A 17,551-nucleotide genomic window follows, 5' to 3' on the forward strand; every position below is an offset into this window, starting at 1 on the left:
AGTCTAGCGTCTATTATTTAAGTTTCTTAATGCGCTCAGTTTGGCTGATAACATCCGTTAAACGAATACCAAATTTATCGTTAACCACCACCACTTCACCATGGGCGATAAGCGTACCGTTGACCATCACATCCAGAGGCTCGCCCGCGACTCGGTCTAATTCGACGACAGAACCTTGGTTAAGCTGTAACAGGTTACGAATACTGATAAAGCTACGCCCCACCTCCATCGAAATCGTCACAGGGATATCTAAGATAGTGTCTAGCTTAGCCGCCTCAGCTTTACTAATGGGCTGAGAATCATCGACCAGCTCATCGAGCGCAATCGCATTGGCTTCTTCTAGCGCCTGCTCAGCCATCGCGGCAGCCCAATCATCACCCGTATCTTCTGTACTCATCTCACTTCACCTTATAATTCTGATATATCTCTAGCTTTGCCTTTACGCGTCACTAACTGGAGTTCGGATTTTACCGTTTCTGGACGGGGGATCTTTTCACAGATTTTGAGTGCTAGATTATCCCGTGAGCGACCCATTTTACAGCGATAAGTAGGTAAGTCTTCGATTTTCATCATGATATATTCCGGTAATTCAATCGGAATAATGTCGCCCGCTTTAAAGTTCATCACTTCTTTCAGTGTCAACTCATGCTCAACGATACTCGCATCGAAGCCCACCTTCACATCCATGATCTCATCGTGCAACGCCTGCGACCAACGCATATCGGTATCTTGCTTATCGCTTTGCACACCCGCATCCAGTAGCTCGCGGATGGGTTCAATCATCGAATAGGGCATAGTGATGTGGAAATCACCGCCCCCACCATCCACCTCAATATGGAAGGAGTTAATAACAACCACTTCGGTTGGACTGACGATGTTTGCCATCGCGGGGTTAACTTCAGAGTCTAAGTAATCAAACTCTACGTCCATCACTGGCGCCCAAGCATCTTTATAATCTTCAAAAATTATTTTGAGCAATAACTGTACAATACGTCTTTCTGTCGGCGTAAATTCCCGCCCCTCAATCTTGGCATGAAAACGACCATCGCCACCAAAAAAGTTGTCCACGAGGATAAATACCAGTCTGGCCTCCATGGTAATAAGCGCCGTCCCTTTTAGGGGGCTAAAGCGCACCATGTTCAAACTGGTAGGAACGAATAACGTATGTACATACTCCCCAAACTTAAGCATCTGCACACCATTAATCGACACTTCTGCCGCCCGGCGCATCATATTGAACATGCTAATACGTAGGTGGCGTGCAAAGCGCTCGTTCACGATCTCCAGCGTAGGCATTCGCCCACGGACGATACGGTCTTGGGAGGAAAAATCGTAGGAGCGAGCATCCTGCCCAGCGGCATCAAGCTCATCCTCCTCATCGACGTCATCGACCCCGTGCAGTAGCGCATCAATTTCGTCTTGGCTTAATAAATCACTCACTATATTGCCTTCGCCTCTTTAGGTGCTGAAGATAAAAGATTATTGCATCACAAAACCTGTAAATAGCACTTTTTCAACGACCTTACGTCCCGTGACCGATTGTAGGGTATTTTGAACACTAAGGAGTGCCAACTGACGCAATTCATCCTTACCCGCCTGTGTACTTAACTTTTGCACATCGGCGCCACTGAAAGTTGTCAGGAGAGCATCTTCAATTAGTGGGATATGTTTTTGCGTCAACACATCATCAGATCCCCTCACCATCAGCTGAACTTTTATTTCAACGAGGCGAGATCTGTCCGGTCCAGGTAAATTGAATAAAAATGGACGGGGCATAGGCACATAGGATGCCATTGCAGCCTCACCCGTTACCGCGGGAGCCTCCGCCTGCACGCCCTCTGCCGCAGCATCTGAGGCTTCATCCCCACTGCTGTCCATAAAAAACCATAATGCACCGCCAATTAACAGGACGGCAAACACGCCTGCGCCAATGAAAATAAATAGTTTCTTCTTACTTTTAGGGGCGTCGGTGCTTTCAAGTTCTAACGATTCTTCCTTAGCCATTACAGTACTCTTTAGGTTAGGCTTAAGCATTGTCGATATTGAGTGGCAAAAATGCCACAACCTTCTCTAACGCTATAGGTTACCTGCTTAAGCGTAATAATCTATACCAGAATTTAAACTAGTTGCTTGATTTAACCCTAAATCTAGCTCTTCTGCCGAGAAATCATCCACATTCGTGCCCCCGGAACCGCCCCCTTCACCGAAACTGCCCTCGCGGCGTTGGCCTTGGTCTCCTTGGGAAACATGACTATCGGCAAGTTGCATTCCCTGTTCCTGTAGCAATTCCCTTAAGCGTGGGATCGCCTGCTCAATCACATCGCGGGTTTGAGACTGGGTCACATGGAACTGAACTTGTGTTTGATCACCATGCACTTGAATTTTCACCAGCATATGGCCTAACTCGGGTGGATCGAGGCGAATTTCGGCATGTTGAATACCTTGACTCACCATAGTCACTAATTGCTGTTTCATGACGGGAGAGAAACGTTGGATCATCTCCTGCATCTGATTTTGTGTCTCAACACCCTGACGCAAAGAAAGCTGAACCTGTTGCGGATCCTGGCGATTAATCTGTGGCTGACCTGTGGTTGAGGTTAACGTCGACACAGGTTTAAACTCAGTAGGCTTAAACTCAGTTATGGATGCCGTATCCTCTTCAGCCCTATTGAATAATATTGTCTCTTGACGCGCCTCAAGTGTGACTGCCAACTTAGCATCTTTGAGTATGAGCTCAGCCTTAACTTCAGCACTTACAGTCTCATCTTGGGCCTGCGCCCCATTTATAGACTCTGTACCTAAAATATTTAGCGACGGAGTTGCTGTATCTGTCGTCAGCGGTTTTATACCGACGTCTTGGCTGACATTGCTTACACGGCTATCCGCTACAGCACTCGCATTCACGGAGAATTGAGAAGGTGAGGCAAGATCGTCACCAGCTTGCTTGCCGGTCAAGCTATTCAGTTTTGTTTCAACTGACATCACATCAAGTTTGTCACCCTCTACGGGTAAGCTACCCACTTTTTTACCGTCTAGGCCTTTGCTATATAGCTCTATGTTTTTTAAACTGGTTTTGTCTAAGCCAGCATCTAAGCTTATGCTTCCCCGCTCTATATTGGCCGCGGTATTTTCACCTTGAGTCGGTAAAACATTCACACTCTCCTGCTTTTGAGCTTGCGAGCTCCCTTGGCTAATCGGGCTAGCGCTCGTCTCTTTGGCCATATCAAACGTGACATTTGACGCCACAGCCTCAGTACGACGTTGTTCTGCTAAATTTGACACAGATGCTCCAAACTCAGGCACTTTACTCTGCAGGGCAGATTGTTCTACCGCATCGGTTTCATCTGTCGATATGGTCACAGCGGGGACATCTACCGCGGTAGTGTCAGCATTTATCTGGGGGTTATCACTCACATCGGAAACATCGACAGGGGCAGTCGCAGAAGCGGCCTGAGATAACTTCAGTAATTCGGCGGAAAAGTCACCTTTTGCTGAGTCACTTTTTGCTAAGTCACCTTTTACTGAGTCACCTTTTACTGAATCGCTATCACCGTCATCATCACTAGTCGCACTAATACCAGATCCAACAGATGAGTCAGTGTCAGCCGGAATAGCGGATAGATCTAAGGTGTTCCCAGATGACCCCATCATAGCCACATCGTAGGCAGTCTCAACAACCTCAGTGTCAATATTTTGCTCGCCAGCCACTTCAAGCGGCAAGTTCTCGCCCTGAGCTGCCGCTTTTTTCATTTCACTTGCCATGCCAATCTGGGCAAAGATTAAATTAATATCCTTTTCATCATCCGCCCCAGCATCATTTGCAGTCTCCACTTTGGTGGGGGCTTCCCCGATTTCCGATGATGTTGAAGGCTTCATCGCTTTGGAAGGCGTCGAATTAACGGAGGCTAATGCTGCAGAAAAGTCTTCACTATTAGCATCTTGAGTTAATGTCTTGCTCGAAGCAGCACCGTTTAGCCCAGGCTTTGCTAATAAAATATTCGTCATTTGTTGCATATGCGCTCTCCAATATCACCCCTAGAAAAATAAAAAAGCTGGGTAATACGTCAATTTAGGCTGCTATTACAGTGAGATTAGTTACAAATAAGCAAATAAGGTGCCAATTAGGTGATTATAAACAAAGAGGATAGGTATAACCCTAAGGTGAGTCTTCTATGGCCGTTTCGAATTGTAGTTCGCGGGTTTGTCTGCGCAGTCAGCAATTCAATATTGTTAATGCTGCTGTTTTCGACGATAAAACTGCTGAGAGGCAAATTCATCGGTCATTTTCTGTTCTTTCTTCAGCTCAAGCACTTGACGCTTTTTCTCTTTATTATCTAGCAGCAACTCCACCGCCTTACGCTTCTTTTGCTTCTCTAACCAATGCTGCTGACGAAAGTTTTTTTGCTTTTCACCATCGGCGACAACGCGATTCTGCTGTGCGATAGCCTCATCAATCTGGCGAATGAAACGATGAAATTGGTGATAATGGCTGGCACTGATGGCTTGTCCCTGCTGGGACTGCATCTGCTTCATATAATCTAAGCGATAGTTGTTTAAGGCCGCTAATTGATTCTGACGTTTTTGACATTCCAATTGTGCCGACTTTAGCAATAATGCGGCTTGCTCTTCGGCATCCTTGGCCAATTTTAAGACGAGTAGTAAGGGATCAGCGTTCGCCATTTTGGCCTCGATTATTTACATTGAGCGGCAAGTTGCCCCAGCATGGCTTGGCTATCGGCAAAACTAAAGGCATCGCGCATGGTTTGCCTTAGGAAAGCATTCATCGCCGGTTGCAGGCGTATCGCATTATCGATCCGAGGATCACTCCCTTGGGCATAGGCCCCGATAGAAATCAAATCCCGGTTCTGCTGATAGAGCGAATAGGTTTGTTTGACACGCCGCATAGCCTCAAGATGTTCGTTGGAGATAACCATAGGGGCAACCCGACTGATGGAGGCCTCAATATCAATCGCCGGATAGTGTCCCGAATCAGCGAGGGCCCTCGACAATACAATATGCCCATCGAGGATCGCCCGCGATGCATCGGCAATCGGATCCTGTTGATCGTCACCTTCGGTTAATACGGTATAAAATGCCGTGATTGAGCCCTGCCCAGGACCGCCATTCCCCGCCCGTTCGACCAGACGTGGCAATTTCGCAAACACCGATGGCGGATAACCTTTAGTGGCAGGAGGCTCGCCTACCGCTAAGGCAATTTCCCGTTGCGCCTGTGCATAGCGAGTCAAACTATCCATTAATAACAATACATTATAACCAAGGTCACGGAAGTACTCGGCAATACGCGTCGAGGTTTCGCAGGCACGAAGTCGCATTAATGGGGAGGTATCTGCGGGCGCAGCCACTACGACGGAGCGGGCTCGGCCCTTTTCACCCAAGATTTCTTCGATAAATTCTTTGACTTCACGGCCCCGCTCGCCGACCAATCCAACCACAATGATGTCAGCGGTTGTGCCTCGGGTCATCATGCCTAAGAGCACACTCTTACCCACACCGGAGCCCGCAAACAGCCCCATTCGTTGGCCTTTACCCACAGTAAGCATGGCGTTGATGGCTCGCACACCCACGTCGAGTGGCTCGGTAATCGCGCGGCGCGACAAGGGATTAATCGATACGCTGTGCCTCGATGCCTGTTGTTCGGTTTGCAGCGCCCCGAGTCCATCGAGGGGAACCCCATTACCATCGAGTACTCGACCTAATAGCGATAGCCCGACATTGAGTCCAGTCTGCTCCCCCAACGGCACAACACGTGCACCGGGCAAAACACCGCGTAATTCTTCGATAGGCATTAAATAGAGTAATTCATCATCGAATCCAACGACTTCGGCAATCAGATCCCCTGCCATGGTTTCGATAGAGCACAGACTGCCCACAGGCGCGCGGCAACCACTCGCCTCTAAGGTCAAGCCCACCACGCGAACCAATTGACCGCTTGCCACAGCACGAAAAGGTGGCACTTTATCTATATAGTGATGGAATTTATTCAGCAGTTGGTGTCGACGATTTTGCATCTTGCTCTCCATGGCCTTGGAGCGTCTCGGTTTCAGGATCCCTTAGTGCTTCACCAGAGGCATCGGGCTCTCTGCCATGGAGCATCTTAGCGGCATCTTCCAGTTCCAGTGCTTCTTGTCGCTGTTGCTGCTGATGAGTGACATGGGTCTGTTGATTGCGAAGGGATTCAAACACGGTATCAATTCGAGTTGAAAGGCTTAGGTCCACCAGCGAACGTTGACTACTGATAATGCAATCACCCGCATTAAGCGCAGGATCGACTTCAAGTTGCCATTGATTGCGCGCCAGTTGGGCGCTGGAATACAGTTGTTCGACTAAGGCAATATCATCCGGATGCAGACGAATGCTAACGCTCTGCTCTTTAATCGGTAAAGATTCGATACCTAATCGCAGGGCAGAAAGAATTTGCTCTGGATGGGTCTTCAATTCATGGCCTATCACTGATTTAGCAAGCGCCATGGTGAGTGTCATTAGGGACAATTCAATATCCCCGTCAAGCAGTTGTAGTGGCTTTTCAAACTGGCTTAATAAGTCTTCGAATCGACTAATTAAGTTCTTGGCTTCGGCAATCCCGGTTTCTAATCCCTGTTCATGGCCCTGTGTGAACCCTTCACTATGGCCCTGCTCTAATCCTTCAAGCCTTCCTTGCTCCACCCCTTGGGCAAAACCTTGGGTTTTCCCCTCATTAAATCCTTCGGCTTCAGCCTGGGCCCGAATATCTTCAATTTCGGCCATGGTCGGCGGCGCAACCATTTCAACCGTCTCAGGCTTAGCATATTGATGCCCCGTGTAGCCAAACAAGTTGGAGACGCTAGCATCCTCAACCTCGGTAACATCGGGTAGGTTCCAGTGGCTAAACTCGATTTCAGTATCGCTGGCGATCTTATTCGACAATTTATTGTCGCTCGGATTAGAGGAACTCATCACCAGCACCACCGCCTAACATGATTTCACCACTATCACTCAAACGACGGGCAATCGACAAAATTTCTTTTTGGGCAATTTCCACTTCGCTGATACGGATTGGGCCCATCGCCTCGAGATCATCACGTAATAGCTCAGCGGCACGTTTAGACATATTGCCAAGAATTTTATCCTTCAACTGATCGTCGGTGCCCTTGAGTGCCTTCATCAACACATCTTGCTGCACTTCACGCAACAAGGTCTGAATACCACGGTCGTCCACATCGATAAGGTTTTCGAACACGAACATAAGATCTTGGATTTGTTGCGCCATTTCCTCGTCGGATTCGCGCATGGTCTCCATCAACTGGCTTTCGATACCCGTATCTAAGTAGTTCATAATGTTGGCGGCCGCTTTTAATCCACCCATCTTAGCCGCTTGTGCACCACCTTGACCGGCGAACTGTTTCTCCATGATATCGTTCAGTTCTTGTAATGCCGCGGGTTGCACTTCTTCAAGATTCGCAATCCGCATCATTAAGTCTAAACGGGTATTCTCGGGGAATTGGCCAAAAATTTCCGCGGCCTGGTCTGGCTCTAAATACGATAAAACAATGGTTTGGATCTGCGGATGTTCGTTTTGAATAATAGTGGCGACTTGGCGCGCATCCATCCACTTGAGAGAATCTAGGCCCTTAGCACCACTGCCCATAATGATCTGTTCAATCAAATTACCGGCTTTGTCTTCACCTAAAGCCGCGGTCAATGCCTTACGAACGAACTCTTCGCTATTGAAACCAATGGAGGAATACTTTTGAATATCATCGAGAAACAGCTTATGCACGCCGATGACTTTCTCTTGCCCAAAGTCTTCCATTGCCGCCATGGCCATACCCACCTTCTGCACTTGCTTTGGTTCTAAGTGCTTGAGGATAGAGGCGGCATCGGCTTCGCTCAGACTTAAGAGTAAGATTGCCGTTTTTTCGATACCGCTCATGTCCTTCACATTAAAGCTTGGAACCTCAGCGACTTCTTTTGTTTTATTCTCAGCCATTGTCTTGTAACCAGTTTTTCACGACTTGAGTAGAAAGCTCGGGCTCATTCGCCACAAGCGCACGGATAGCTTTAATCATATCATCATCTTTATGAAGATTAGGGATAAGAATTGAGCCATCATCGGCATAACTGTATTCAGCATCTTTAGTATTGAGCATACCTAAGGTATCGGCGGCGTACTGATCTTCAATCTCCGCCAGTTCGTTACCTAATCTTGAGTCCTCTGGCATATTCACGCTATCAGGGTAGATTAAGCGTTTTAGCATTGGACGAACCACGGCCAAAATCAACACTAAGATCACCAGAGCCCCCACACCCAGTTTAACTGCGCGCCAGAACCAAGGTTGCTCCCATAATTCTGGAGCCGGTACATCCTCTACCAGTTGATCCATAAAGGGCACAGTGACGACCTCTAATACATCACCACGCTGGGTACTGAAACCGACAGCACCTTCTAATAAACGACGAATATTAGTCAGTTCTTGCTCGGTACGAGCCACTCGTGCCACTTGGCCATTCTCACCTGCGGCGCCGGGTTTAAAATCGACCGCAACCGACACACTGATACGGCGTACTACGCCAATTTGCTGACGGGTGTGGCTAATAGTGGTATCGAGCTCAAAGTTTCGGGTCGCTTCTCGGTGGGAATTGCCCGCAGTAACGCTTTCTGCCGCCTCTGTCGTTGCATCCTGTGGAATATTTGACTCCATAGGAGGCTGATTCGACAAGGCTCCAGGAATGCCGCCACTTGCCCCCCCCGTGGTATTATTTTCAACCGTCATTTCGCTGCGAAGTGACGGCAAGTCAGGATTAAAGCGTTTTGCCGTTTGCTCTACCGCAGTAAAATCCATGCTGACATCAACCTGAGAGGTAAAATTTTCAGGGCCTAGGATGGGCACCAGAATCGATTCTATCTTAGTACGGTACTCAGCTTCCTTTTGTTGAACTAGTTCGAGTTCACGGCGGGCCCTGGCTGAGACGCCATCTTGGCTACCAGAATTGAGTAAGCGGCCATTTGAATCGGTCACAGTCACACGGGAGGGTTCCAAGCCTTGCACGGCAGAGGCGACGATATCGACAATCGCATCGACCTCACCTTGACCCAAACCACCACGGCGCGTGTTGATAACCACGGTCGCACTCGGTTGAGAGGTATTACGGGCAAAGACATTTTCCTTAGGCAAGGCGAGGATAACCTTAGCACGGCTGACACTCTGTAACTGCTCAATTGCGCGGGCTAAATTCTCTTCTTGGCTGTGCTTAAGGCGCGCCTGCTCCATTCTTTGACTGACGCCAAAACCGCTGTCTTGGGTTAAAAAATCTTTGCTTGAGGCTGCGCCATCGATACCCGCACGACTTAACATCATTTTGACTTCTTGATATTTGTCTTCGGGCACCTTGATCACATCGACTTCGATCTGATACTTGATCTTGTTTTTATCAAGCACATCGAGCACTTGTACCATTTCCTGGGTTTCCATTTTACCCAATGGACGATACTCAGGCTCTTGAGCCCATATCATGACAAAAACGGCTAACGCTAAACAAATGGCCAAGGCTAAAATCATAGTGATCTGGCGCATCATGTCGACACCACCAAAGCTCCCCATCACGCCTGATTTATGTTCTTGCTGGACACCTTGGTCCACTAAGCCGGAATTCGACCCGACAATCATTTCTGTGCTCACGATTCGTACCTGCTGATTGGGTTATTCACTGGCCTAAACAGGCATACTCATTATTTCTTTATAAGCTTCAACAAGTTTATTACGCACTTGCACCGTCGCTTCAAAGGCAACACTGGCTTTTTCACGGGCAATAACAGTATCGGATAGGCTAACAGTCGTGTCCCCCATCTCCAAGCGTGTGGCTAAGTTTGACGACGTCGACTGTAGACCACTGACATTGCCAACCGCTTGGGAGAGCAACTGTCCAAAATCGGCACCACTTGTATTATTCACTTGCTGCATGATATTTGGGGAAATACCAAAAGATGGGGTAATTTCACCTTTAAGTGACTGCATTTCCTGCAGTAATGAATTGGCGCCTATTTGCATGCTGAGCTCCCAGTCGTCGAGTTCTTGACGATCAAAATATCTATAGCAGGGATAATGCAAAATAGCGGCCAAGTTTAAACAAGGCCAGTTTGCGAGGAAAAACCATTGAAGGAAATAGCTATTGGGCCAAAAACTGACGCATAAAATAGGCCTTAGTCAACGAATAAGGCCTCAATACAGAGGGAACAACGCACCGAAGTTCTTTTAATCAAAAGATTAACTGGGCAATTGAATACCCATATCGCGCATTCGAGCCATTTTATACCTCAGGGTTCTCGCACTGATCCCCAGCTTTTCAGCAACCAGCTTTCGACTGCCTTGGCACTGGGTTAAGGTTTCTAAAATGATCACATGTTCCTGTGCTTTTAGCTCCTCCCCCAGCCCTTCTGGCTCAGTGGCAAACTCCATATCATCTGTGATTAACGGCACATCCTGAGCATCGATAATAATATCATTGGCCGTAATTACAGCACCGGCTCGCAGGATCAAAGCTCTTTGGATCACATTGTCTAACTCGCGCACATTACCTGGCCAACGATGGCTTAACAGACGACGGCGGGCATGTTCATCAAATTCTGGCACCTCTGCAATATTAAGCGCTTTGGCATGCTTGGTAAGTAAGTGACAAGCAAGCGGAAGAATATCCGCAGGCCTTTGATGCAGAGCAGGCCATGTCAGCGGAAAGACATTAATTCGATAGTAGAGATCTTCCCTAAATTCCCCTGCGGCAACAACCGCTTTTAAGTCGCGGTTAGACGTCGCTAATACCCGCACATCAAGCTTGATCGTTTTACGGCCGCCTAAACGTTCAACTTCTCGTTCCTGTAGTACCCTTAACAATTTCGCCTGTAAACCTAAGTCCATCTCGGATATTTCGTCTAGCAATAAAGTACCGCCCTGGGCCTGTTCAAACTTCCCTGGACATGCCTGATAAGCACCGGTAAAGGCCCCCTTTTCATAACCAAAGAGCGTGGCTTCGAGCATATTTTCAGGAATGGCGGCGCAGTTAATGGCAACGAAAGCTTGCGCCGTGCGGCTACTGTGTTGATGTATATATCTTGCTAACACTTCTTTGCCCGAACCGCTTGGCCCCATGATCATCACAGATGCATCGGATGCGGCAACGCGCTGCGCAAGTGCAAGTAATGCTAGACTCTTGTCATCGGCAACGACGGGTTGATCATTGTTTTGCTTTAAGGGTAAATAACGGGAAACTTGATTTAACAGGACTTCAGGTGCAAAGGGTTTTGCCAAATAATCAACCGCACCCAATTTAATCGCGCTAACCGCACTGCCAATGGTGGCATAGGCTGTCATTAATAACACGGGTAGTTTAGGGTGATGTTGCTGGAGATAATGAAGCAAACCTAATCCGCCAATACCTTGCATCTGCACATCACTGATGACTAAGTCGAATGAGTGTTGCTTTAAAGCGAGAATAGCCTCTTCACCCGATGCGACATCAATACAGTCGTATTGCGCTAACATTAAGGTATCGAGTAGCGCCTCGCGCAGTGAGGCATCATCTTCAACTAACAGCAATTTTGCTTCAGACATGGGGCTTCTCCAAAGGCAATACGGTCGCAGATTTAGCCCTAGGGAAAGCTAACGAAACAGTGCAACCTCGGTTAGGTAAGCAACTTAATTGTATTTGACCACCGTGATTACGCACAACCGATTGCACCACGGCTAAACCCAGACCCGTTCCCTGTGCTTTGGTCGTGAAAAATGGCTCCAATACTTTTTGCTGCATACTCGCATCTAAGCCTTTGCCATTATCAATCACATCAAGTAATAGCTGTTCGGCTGACTCAGTGGCGACGATACGAATTTCGCTTGCCCCCGCCTCTAGGCTATTCATCACGAGATTATTAATCGCAGAACTGAGCGCATTCGCATTAGCTAGGATTAAGCCACACGAGGCATCGGTGAATGACAGCACACCATTGTGTTTAGCCACTATGGGCTCGCAATTGGCCATGACATTGGCTATCACATCCTCAAGCGCAATCAATTCGCCTAATTCGTCTTGACGCCCTTTTGCCATTAGCAACATATCATTGACTTGTCGTTCAAGCTCATTAAGCCTATCGACCAATTTCTGTTGAAATTTGACTTTCGCCGATTCAGATAACTTGGGGCTGGCAAGGTTTGAGGCATACAGCAAGGCGGCAGAAAGCGGTGTACGCACTTGATGTGCTAAAGTCGCCACCATTTTCCCCAGTGCTGATAAGCGTTGGAGGTGCGACAGGTTTTTCTGTAACAGGCGTGTTTCAGTGAGATCGGTCAAAACAATTAATTGCCCCGGCTCGGGGGTGAGCGGCGTAATAGCCAACTTAACACGGCGACCATTACGCAGGGAAACTTCATGCCCATCATCCTCTTGGGGAGCAAATGCTGAATGGATAACATCGATCCAACGGGCACCACGTAGCGAATGTTCTAGCAATTCTACCGCGACAGGATTAGCGTCGATGACAATACCATCACCATTTAAAATAACCACGCCAGAAGGCATAGCCTGTAAAATATGTTCCATTCTGTTGGACATATTTGCGGCCTCACGCAGTTGGTTCCATTGCTTGCTAGTGTGCTTGAATGTCTCAATCTGCGCTAGTGGGTGGGCTGACATAGTCTCACTCCGTCAAAAAATTGCTTATGACGGAGTGATTGCAGGTTCTATGCCAAATTAAAAGATCAATTTCTGAAGTAAAATCAATTGAATAAAACAATATTGGTGTGACTAATCTTTTGTCATCCCGTATTTACGCATTTTCTCCACTAAGGTGGTTCGACGTATACCGAGCATTTCTGCCGCACGGGCAACAATATTATCCTGTTGCTCTAATGCTTGGCGGATCATATCAATTTCGAGTTCAGCCAATAAATCCTTCAGATTGACCCCCTCGGGAGGCAATTCACTCGGGAAACGGGTTTCAGGAATTTCAACGGGCTCCTCACTGGTGAAGATAGACGCTAAGGCGTCACGCTCCTGTTGCTCCTCACTCATTTCAACACAATATTCGGGAACATCTATATGACGATATTTAATCGGCAGATCATTTACGTCCACCAAGCCACCAGGATATAAAATCGTTAGACGTTCAACTAAGTTTGATAACTCTCTAACGTTCCCCGACCAGGCATGCTCTTTTAAGGATTCTATTGCCCGTTGGGTAAAGCGCACTTTACCACGGCCTTCGTTGTAAACTCGACTAACCAATTCCTGCAACAATAGAGGCACATCGTCCTTACGCTCGCTCAACGCAGGCATTTCGATGGGAAAAACGTTGAGTCGGTAGTAAAGATCTTCCCGGAACTCATTGCCCGAGATCATGCTTTCCAAATTCCGATGGGTTGCAGCAACCACTCGAACATCGGCATTAATCGTTTTAGTGCCACCCACTCGTTCAAAGACCCTCTCCTGCAATACGCGAAGTAATTTTACTTGCATTTGCAACGGCATATCACCTATTTCATCTAGAAAGAGCGTGCCGCCTTCGGCGAGTTCGAAACGCCCCTTACGTGAGCTAATTGCTCCAGTAAAGGACCCCTTCTCATGACCGAACAATTCACTTTCGAGTAATTCAGGAGGAATAGCACCGCAGTTCACGGGAATAAAAGGACCATCACGGCGCTCAGAAAGATAGTGGATATTACGGGCCACAACCTCTTTACCAGTACCAGATTGCCCTAAGACCAAGACTGTAGCATCGGAGGTCGCCACCTGATTAATCAAGTGTCTCACATTGGCAATACCTTCACTGCGACCAACTAAGCTTCTAAATAGCTTAGTTTGATTGGCACTTGTTGGTACTTGAGGACGCTTTACTTGGCCGTAAACTTGGCAAAAGTGCAACAATTCGGTCAACTGAGGGTAGCTCAGCGGCTCTTCAATTTGTCCTAGCACGTTCGAGACTTGAAGATCACCAGTATCGCCGAGTGACAATATAGGTTGCCATGGATACTGACCTGCGAGAGGTTTTATCACATCAATGGGCGTGTTTTCGGTACAAATAACCAAAGCACGATAACGGGTATCTTGGAGGCAAATGCTTAATTTTTCGATGGCAATTGTTTCAATTTGCTCACCCAAAAATTCAAAAATGCAACACAGGCGACTTAAGCGCTCTGATGGGGTTCCGACAAGTAAAATTCGTTGATCTGTTTGCATCATTCAGTAGGCCGTAAAGCGCTAATAGGTATTAATTCGCATTAATTATTTATGATTAGTTGCTGTAAAAGCTTAACAAATTCAATGTAACAATCTGTGCCACCATCACTACTGTGATGAATATTGTATTATCAGCAGTCGAGAAGCAAGCTTCGGATGCGGATTATGCCAAACTGAATTGATTTTAGTTCATTTATGCTATGATTCTAGTCAAAATAGTCAATAAATTGACATTAACCAAAAAAAAGACGCACTCTGTGCGCCCTCTTCCTTTTGATCTATAACCTAATTAACTCGCTTCAGTATGAGAAGACAAATTATGTTTATCTGCAGGGATAGCATCCCAACCTTCTTTGATCGTGCGTAAAATATCGCATACATCATCAATGGCTTTCACATCATTATTTAGATTGGCTTCTGTAATTTTGCGAAGCATGAAATCATAGAGATCACTCAGATTTTTAGCTATTTGTCCACCAGCATCCATATTCAAGCTATTCTGCAAACCGATAATAATACTGACCGCTTTACCTATATACACTCCTTTGTTTACCAGCTCATTTTGCTCCATGGCATAACGCGCTTGAGCAAGACGCTGTAATGCGCCAGCAAACATGAGCTGGATAATACGATGAGGTGAAGCCACTGTAATTTCACTCTCTAATGAAACCTTACGATATGATTGCAAGGAACCTCGCATAAATACCTACCTATTTGCATCAATTGTCTGATAAACATTAATTTTTCGTTGATTCTTACTAGTGAGAACGAGTAAATTTTTTCGTTCCGTCATAATTTCTTGGGCAAGCAAACACAACTGATTAGTCAGCTCCAACTGCTGTAGCAGAAATTTTTCATCTAACGTCACGTCTCCCTTCAGTAAATTATCCACCAAAAATTGACGTTCGCTCACTAAAGCCTGCAAATTTAATACCAAAATATCTGTTAATTCATTTTCAGCAGGAATTTTTTTCAAATTCAAGAGTACATCACTAATTTGTTGATTCAACTCTTGTAGTTGCATCATAATCTCCAGCTTAAAAACAATTTTTAACTACGTGACACAGCACCTGGTAGTGAATTCAATCTATCTGCTAGTCCAGCACTCTGCTGGTTTAATTGGCCTACCACTAGATCCATCGCATTGAACTGCTTTGTTAATCTTGCTTGCAATAAGCTCATTTTTCGGGCGAAAGCTTCTCGTTGTTCGGTAAGTCTTTGTTGATCTTTGGTATAGGCATTTTTACGTGTATCAATTAGTCCACCAACTTTTGCATATTCTTTTGTCAACTCAGTGAAGCGGTTAGCCAAACCAGTAGTTGGACTTGCAAACAAAGCCTCTACGCTCGCCATATCATCTTTTAGTACACTGTCTAACTTGGTATCATCAACCGACATTTTTCCATATCTGTCAATTTTAATTCCAACATCATACAATCCAACACTACCGTTTGATGTAACAACACGTCCACTCGCCATATTACGTAACTGTGACTCAAGGGAGCGAATCATTGAGTCACCTTGAAGCGCTGCAGCTTTCTTGCTCTCAGAATCATAAGAAGATAACTTGTCTATACTGCTTACTAAGGCGTTATATGCAGTTACAAATCCATTCACATTTTCTTTTACAGCATCAGTATCCTGTTCAATTTTTAATATTGAAGTCTTGCTGATATCAGCATCTGTCAACGTTAAGCTAACGCCACTTATCGCAGTCTCCACTTTATTGGATTGAGAGGTGACTTTTTGATTATCTACATAAATAATTGCATTAGTAGCCGGATTTAATTCAGTTAAATTTCCACCTCCAAACATATCGTTAAGGCCAGTACCACTGGTATCGTTAGCCGTTACCATAATCTGATTATCAGTACCCGAATTATCTGAACTAAACACCAACTGCGCACCAGCATCACTAGTAATAACTGTCGCAGTTATACCTGAATTATCCGTGGCATCATTAACTTTTTGAGCAATAGTGGCAATAGTATCATCTGGATCAATAGCAACAGTAAAACCATTTCCATTTACTGAAAAATCTAAGCTCCCCTCTCCAACAGGGATATTTGCATCCGCAATATGCTGCCCCCCAACCTTATGTGCAGAAGCAAGTTGTTCTACTTGAATATTATAACTTCCTGATTGAGCAGATTTAGTGGCTACAGCACTAAAATAACTGCTTTCTCCAGTAGTGACTTTTCGTTGATTAAGTACATCGCCTGACTGAAGTTTTTTTAATGCATCTTGAAAAGTCGAAAGAGCACTTTTCAATGTGCCCATCGCTGATAATTTTGCACTAATGGTATCCTCAGTCTTGTTAAACATGGCTTCCTTAGGAGCTTGTTCAGCTTCAACTAACACCTTAACTATATTGCCAAGATCTAAGCCTGAGCCAATTCCCATCGCAGTTAATGCCATATCAACCTCTACTATATCTGTTTACAATAAACCATTTAGACTATGCATCTGTTTTCATCAGAAAACCTGTGACTTCAGATAATTTCTCAGCCAACTTTAACGCTTCTTCACTTGGGATCTGACGGATCACGTCTCCAGAGTCAATATCAATCACACTAACAACATTCACTCCTGAATTATCATCAACTTTAAACGCTAACCCCTTTCGCATCAATGACATCATATCGGATAACCCAGTTGCAACTTGTTCAAGTTTTTCCTGCGAAACCGTTTTCTCTGCAGCTGATGATTTATCAACCTCTTGAACGGGGTCAATGGACGGCTTGTTTTCAGTTTCAACGCCTCGTAACGATGACTTCAATGGCACACTACTTACATCAACTCTAGCAGCTGCTGTGGCTGAACTCGCTAAATTAATATCCATAGCCTACATCTCCTCAAACGACCCACTTTATCGGCCATCTCGTTAATCTTAAATTTGCGTTAAAAATTAAGCACAAGACTTTATCGACGAACGTTTATAGAACAAAGGGAGATCCGTTCCCGAACCTCCCCCAAGTACTTCAATGTTACAACTAAGACAGGTTACAACAGCGATAACGCTACCTGTGGCAACTGATTCGCCTGTGCCAACATAGCGGAACCCGTTTGTTGGAGCACTTGATTCTTGGTCATTGCAGATGTTTCTTTAGCAAAGTCCACATCTACGATACGACTTTTCGCATCGGCAACGTTAGCCTGAGTATTCGCGCTGTTGCTAATGTTATGTGCGAGACGATTTTGAATCGCACCTAATTTTGAGCGTTGCGTATCAATTCTAGCTATAGCAGCATCGATTTGTGTTACTGCAGCAGAAGCCACACCGTCACTACCAACACTTAAAGCGTCCACACTTAACGCAACCGCTCCAGTG

Annotated in this window: 18 protein-coding genes; all 18 read right to left on the bottom strand. The window is 46.0% G+C overall.

Annotation, left to right across the window (positions count from 1 at the left end):
* Positions 1–13: 13 nt before the first annotated feature.
* Complete coding sequence (gene fliN / locus SOHN41_RS13000) at positions 14–397, bottom strand: flagellar motor switch protein FliN (protein ID WP_007649682.1); 384 nt, start codon at positions 395–397, stop codon at positions 14–16.
* Between the two features lie 11 nt (positions 398–408).
* Entirely contained in the window at positions 409–1,440 is a 1,032-nt protein-coding gene (fliM, locus tag SOHN41_RS13005; RefSeq protein ID WP_007649684.1) for a flagellar motor switch protein FliM, read from the bottom strand.
* Positions 1,441–1,479: 39 nt separating this feature from the next.
* Complete coding sequence (fliL, locus tag SOHN41_RS13010; protein WP_007649698.1) at positions 1,480–2,004, bottom strand: flagellar basal body-associated protein FliL; 525 nt, start codon at positions 2,002–2,004, stop codon at positions 1,480–1,482.
* Positions 2,005–2,091: 87 nt separating this feature from the next.
* The gene (locus SOHN41_RS13015) at positions 2,092–4,014 is read right to left on the bottom strand and encodes a flagellar hook-length control protein FliK (protein ID WP_007649700.1); all 1,923 of its coding nucleotides are present in this window, start codon (positions 4,012–4,014) and stop codon (positions 2,092–2,094) included.
* Positions 4,015–4,230: 216 nt separating this feature from the next.
* The gene (gene fliJ, locus SOHN41_RS13020) at positions 4,231–4,680 is read right to left on the bottom strand and encodes a flagellar export protein FliJ (RefSeq protein WP_007649701.1); all 450 of its coding nucleotides are present in this window, start codon (positions 4,678–4,680) and stop codon (positions 4,231–4,233) included.
* A gap of 11 nt (positions 4,681–4,691) precedes the next feature.
* Positions 4,692–6,029 (bottom strand): flagellar protein export ATPase FliI, encoded by a 1,338-nt coding sequence (gene fliI / locus SOHN41_RS13025; RefSeq protein ID WP_007649703.1) that lies wholly within the window; start codon positions 6,027–6,029, stop codon positions 4,692–4,694.
* Entirely contained in the window at positions 5,998–6,954 is a 957-nt protein-coding gene (gene fliH, locus SOHN41_RS13030; RefSeq protein ID WP_007649705.1) for a flagellar assembly protein FliH, read from the bottom strand. Before fliH ends, fliI begins: the two co-directional genes overlap by 32 nt.
* On the bottom strand, positions 6,941–7,987 hold the full coding sequence (gene fliG, locus SOHN41_RS13035; RefSeq protein ID WP_007649707.1) for a flagellar motor switch protein FliG: 1,047 nt from the start codon (positions 7,985–7,987) through the stop codon (positions 6,941–6,943). The genes fliH and fliG overlap by 14 nt, the downstream gene beginning before the upstream one ends.
* On the bottom strand, positions 7,980–9,665 hold the full coding sequence (fliF, locus tag SOHN41_RS13040; RefSeq protein WP_037459105.1) for a flagellar basal-body MS-ring/collar protein FliF: 1,686 nt from the start codon (positions 9,663–9,665) through the stop codon (positions 7,980–7,982). Before fliF ends, fliG begins: the two co-directional genes overlap by 8 nt.
* Positions 9,666–9,710: 45 nt before the next feature.
* Positions 9,711–10,046: a flagellar hook-basal body complex protein FliE gene (gene fliE, locus SOHN41_RS13045; RefSeq protein ID WP_007649711.1), complete on the bottom strand. Its 336-nt coding sequence runs from the start codon at positions 10,044–10,046 to the stop codon at positions 9,711–9,713.
* A 216-nt stretch (positions 10,047–10,262) separates the two neighbouring features.
* Positions 10,263–11,603 carry a sigma-54-dependent transcriptional regulator gene (locus SOHN41_RS13050; protein WP_007649712.1) on the bottom strand — a complete coding sequence of 447 codons (1,341 nt, stop codon included), beginning with the start codon at positions 11,601–11,603 and terminating at the stop codon, positions 10,263–10,265.
* Positions 11,596–12,678, bottom strand: a complete 1,083-nt coding sequence (locus tag SOHN41_RS13055) for a sensor histidine kinase (protein WP_007649713.1) — start codon at positions 12,676–12,678, stop codon at positions 11,596–11,598. Before SOHN41_RS13055 ends, SOHN41_RS13050 begins: the two co-directional genes overlap by 8 nt.
* Positions 12,679–12,789: 111 nt before the next feature.
* Positions 12,790–14,223, bottom strand: coding sequence for a sigma-54 dependent transcriptional regulator (locus tag SOHN41_RS13060; protein ID WP_007649717.1), 1,434 nt, complete (start codon positions 14,221–14,223; stop codon positions 12,790–12,792).
* Positions 14,224–14,509: 286 nt separating this feature from the next.
* Positions 14,510–14,920, bottom strand: coding sequence for a flagellar export chaperone FliS (gene fliS, locus SOHN41_RS13065; RefSeq protein ID WP_007649724.1), 411 nt, complete (start codon positions 14,918–14,920; stop codon positions 14,510–14,512).
* A 6-nt stretch (positions 14,921–14,926) separates the two neighbouring features.
* Positions 14,927–15,244 carry a hypothetical protein gene (locus SOHN41_RS13070; protein WP_007649726.1) on the bottom strand — a complete coding sequence of 106 codons (318 nt, stop codon included), beginning with the start codon at positions 15,242–15,244 and terminating at the stop codon, positions 14,927–14,929.
* A 26-nt stretch (positions 15,245–15,270) separates the two neighbouring features.
* A complete protein-coding gene (fliD, locus tag SOHN41_RS13075; protein ID WP_007649727.1) occupies positions 15,271–16,638 on the bottom strand; it encodes a flagellar filament capping protein FliD in 1,368 nt (455 codons plus the stop codon).
* Positions 16,639–16,678: 40 nt separating this feature from the next.
* Positions 16,679–17,062 carry a flagellar protein FlaG gene (locus tag SOHN41_RS13080; RefSeq protein WP_007649734.1) on the bottom strand — a complete coding sequence of 128 codons (384 nt, stop codon included), beginning with the start codon at positions 17,060–17,062 and terminating at the stop codon, positions 16,679–16,681.
* Between the two features lie 161 nt (positions 17,063–17,223).
* The coding region (locus SOHN41_RS13085) for a flagellin (RefSeq protein WP_037459108.1) at positions 17,224–17,551 on the bottom strand (328 nt) is incomplete at its 5' end.

It is taken from the genome of Shewanella sp. HN-41, from assembly GCF_000217915.1.
In the GTDB taxonomy this organism is placed as follows: Bacteria; Pseudomonadota; Gammaproteobacteria; order Enterobacterales; family Shewanellaceae; genus Shewanella.

Excerpts from the sequence above, each read along its gene's own strand:
- fliD (WP_007649727.1), bottom strand. The coding sequence starts at position 16,638 with ATGGCATTAACTGCGATGGGAATTGGCTCAGGCTTAGATCTTGGCAAT.
- fliI (WP_007649703.1), bottom strand. The coding sequence starts at position 6,029 with ATGCAAAATCGTCGACACCAACTGCTGAATAAATTCCATCACTATATA.
- fliN (WP_007649682.1), bottom strand. The coding sequence starts at position 397 with ATGAGTACAGAAGATACGGGTGATGATTGGGCTGCCGCGATGGCTGAG.
- fliJ (WP_007649701.1), bottom strand. The coding sequence starts at position 4,680 with ATGGCGAACGCTGATCCCTTACTACTCGTCTTAAAATTGGCCAAGGAT.
- SOHN41_RS13060 (WP_007649717.1), bottom strand. The coding sequence starts at position 14,223 with ATGATGCAAACAGATCAACGAATTTTACTTGTCGGAACCCCATCAGAG.
- fliG (WP_007649707.1), bottom strand. The coding sequence starts at position 7,987 with ATGGCTGAGAATAAAACAAAAGAAGTCGCTGAGGTTCCAAGCTTTAAT.
- fliL (WP_007649698.1), bottom strand. The coding sequence starts at position 2,004 with ATGGCTAAGGAAGAATCGTTAGAACTTGAAAGCACCGACGCCCCTAAA.
- fliS (WP_007649724.1), bottom strand. The coding sequence starts at position 14,920 with ATGCGAGGTTCCTTGCAATCATATCGTAAGGTTTCATTAGAGAGTGAA.
- fliF (WP_037459105.1), bottom strand. The coding sequence starts at position 9,665 with ATGATTGTCGGGTCGAATTCCGGCTTAGTGGACCAAGGTGTCCAGCAA.
- SOHN41_RS13080 (WP_007649734.1), bottom strand. The coding sequence starts at position 17,062 with ATGGATATTAATTTAGCGAGTTCAGCCACAGCAGCTGCTAGAGTTGAT.
- SOHN41_RS13015 (WP_007649700.1), bottom strand. The coding sequence starts at position 4,014 with ATGCAACAAATGACGAATATTTTATTAGCAAAGCCTGGGCTAAACGGT.
- SOHN41_RS13050 (WP_007649712.1), bottom strand. The coding sequence starts at position 11,603 with ATGTCTGAAGCAAAATTGCTGTTAGTTGAAGATGATGCCTCACTGCGC.
- SOHN41_RS13055 (WP_007649713.1), bottom strand. The coding sequence starts at position 12,678 with ATGTCAGCCCACCCACTAGCGCAGATTGAGACATTCAAGCACACTAGC.
- fliE (WP_007649711.1), bottom strand. The coding sequence starts at position 10,046 with ATGCAAATAGGCGCCAATTCATTACTGCAGGAAATGCAGTCACTTAAA.
- SOHN41_RS13070 (WP_007649726.1), bottom strand. The coding sequence starts at position 15,244 with ATGCAACTACAAGAGTTGAATCAACAAATTAGTGATGTACTCTTGAAT.
- fliH (WP_007649705.1), bottom strand. The coding sequence starts at position 6,954 with ATGAGTTCCTCTAATCCGAGCGACAATAAATTGTCGAATAAGATCGCC.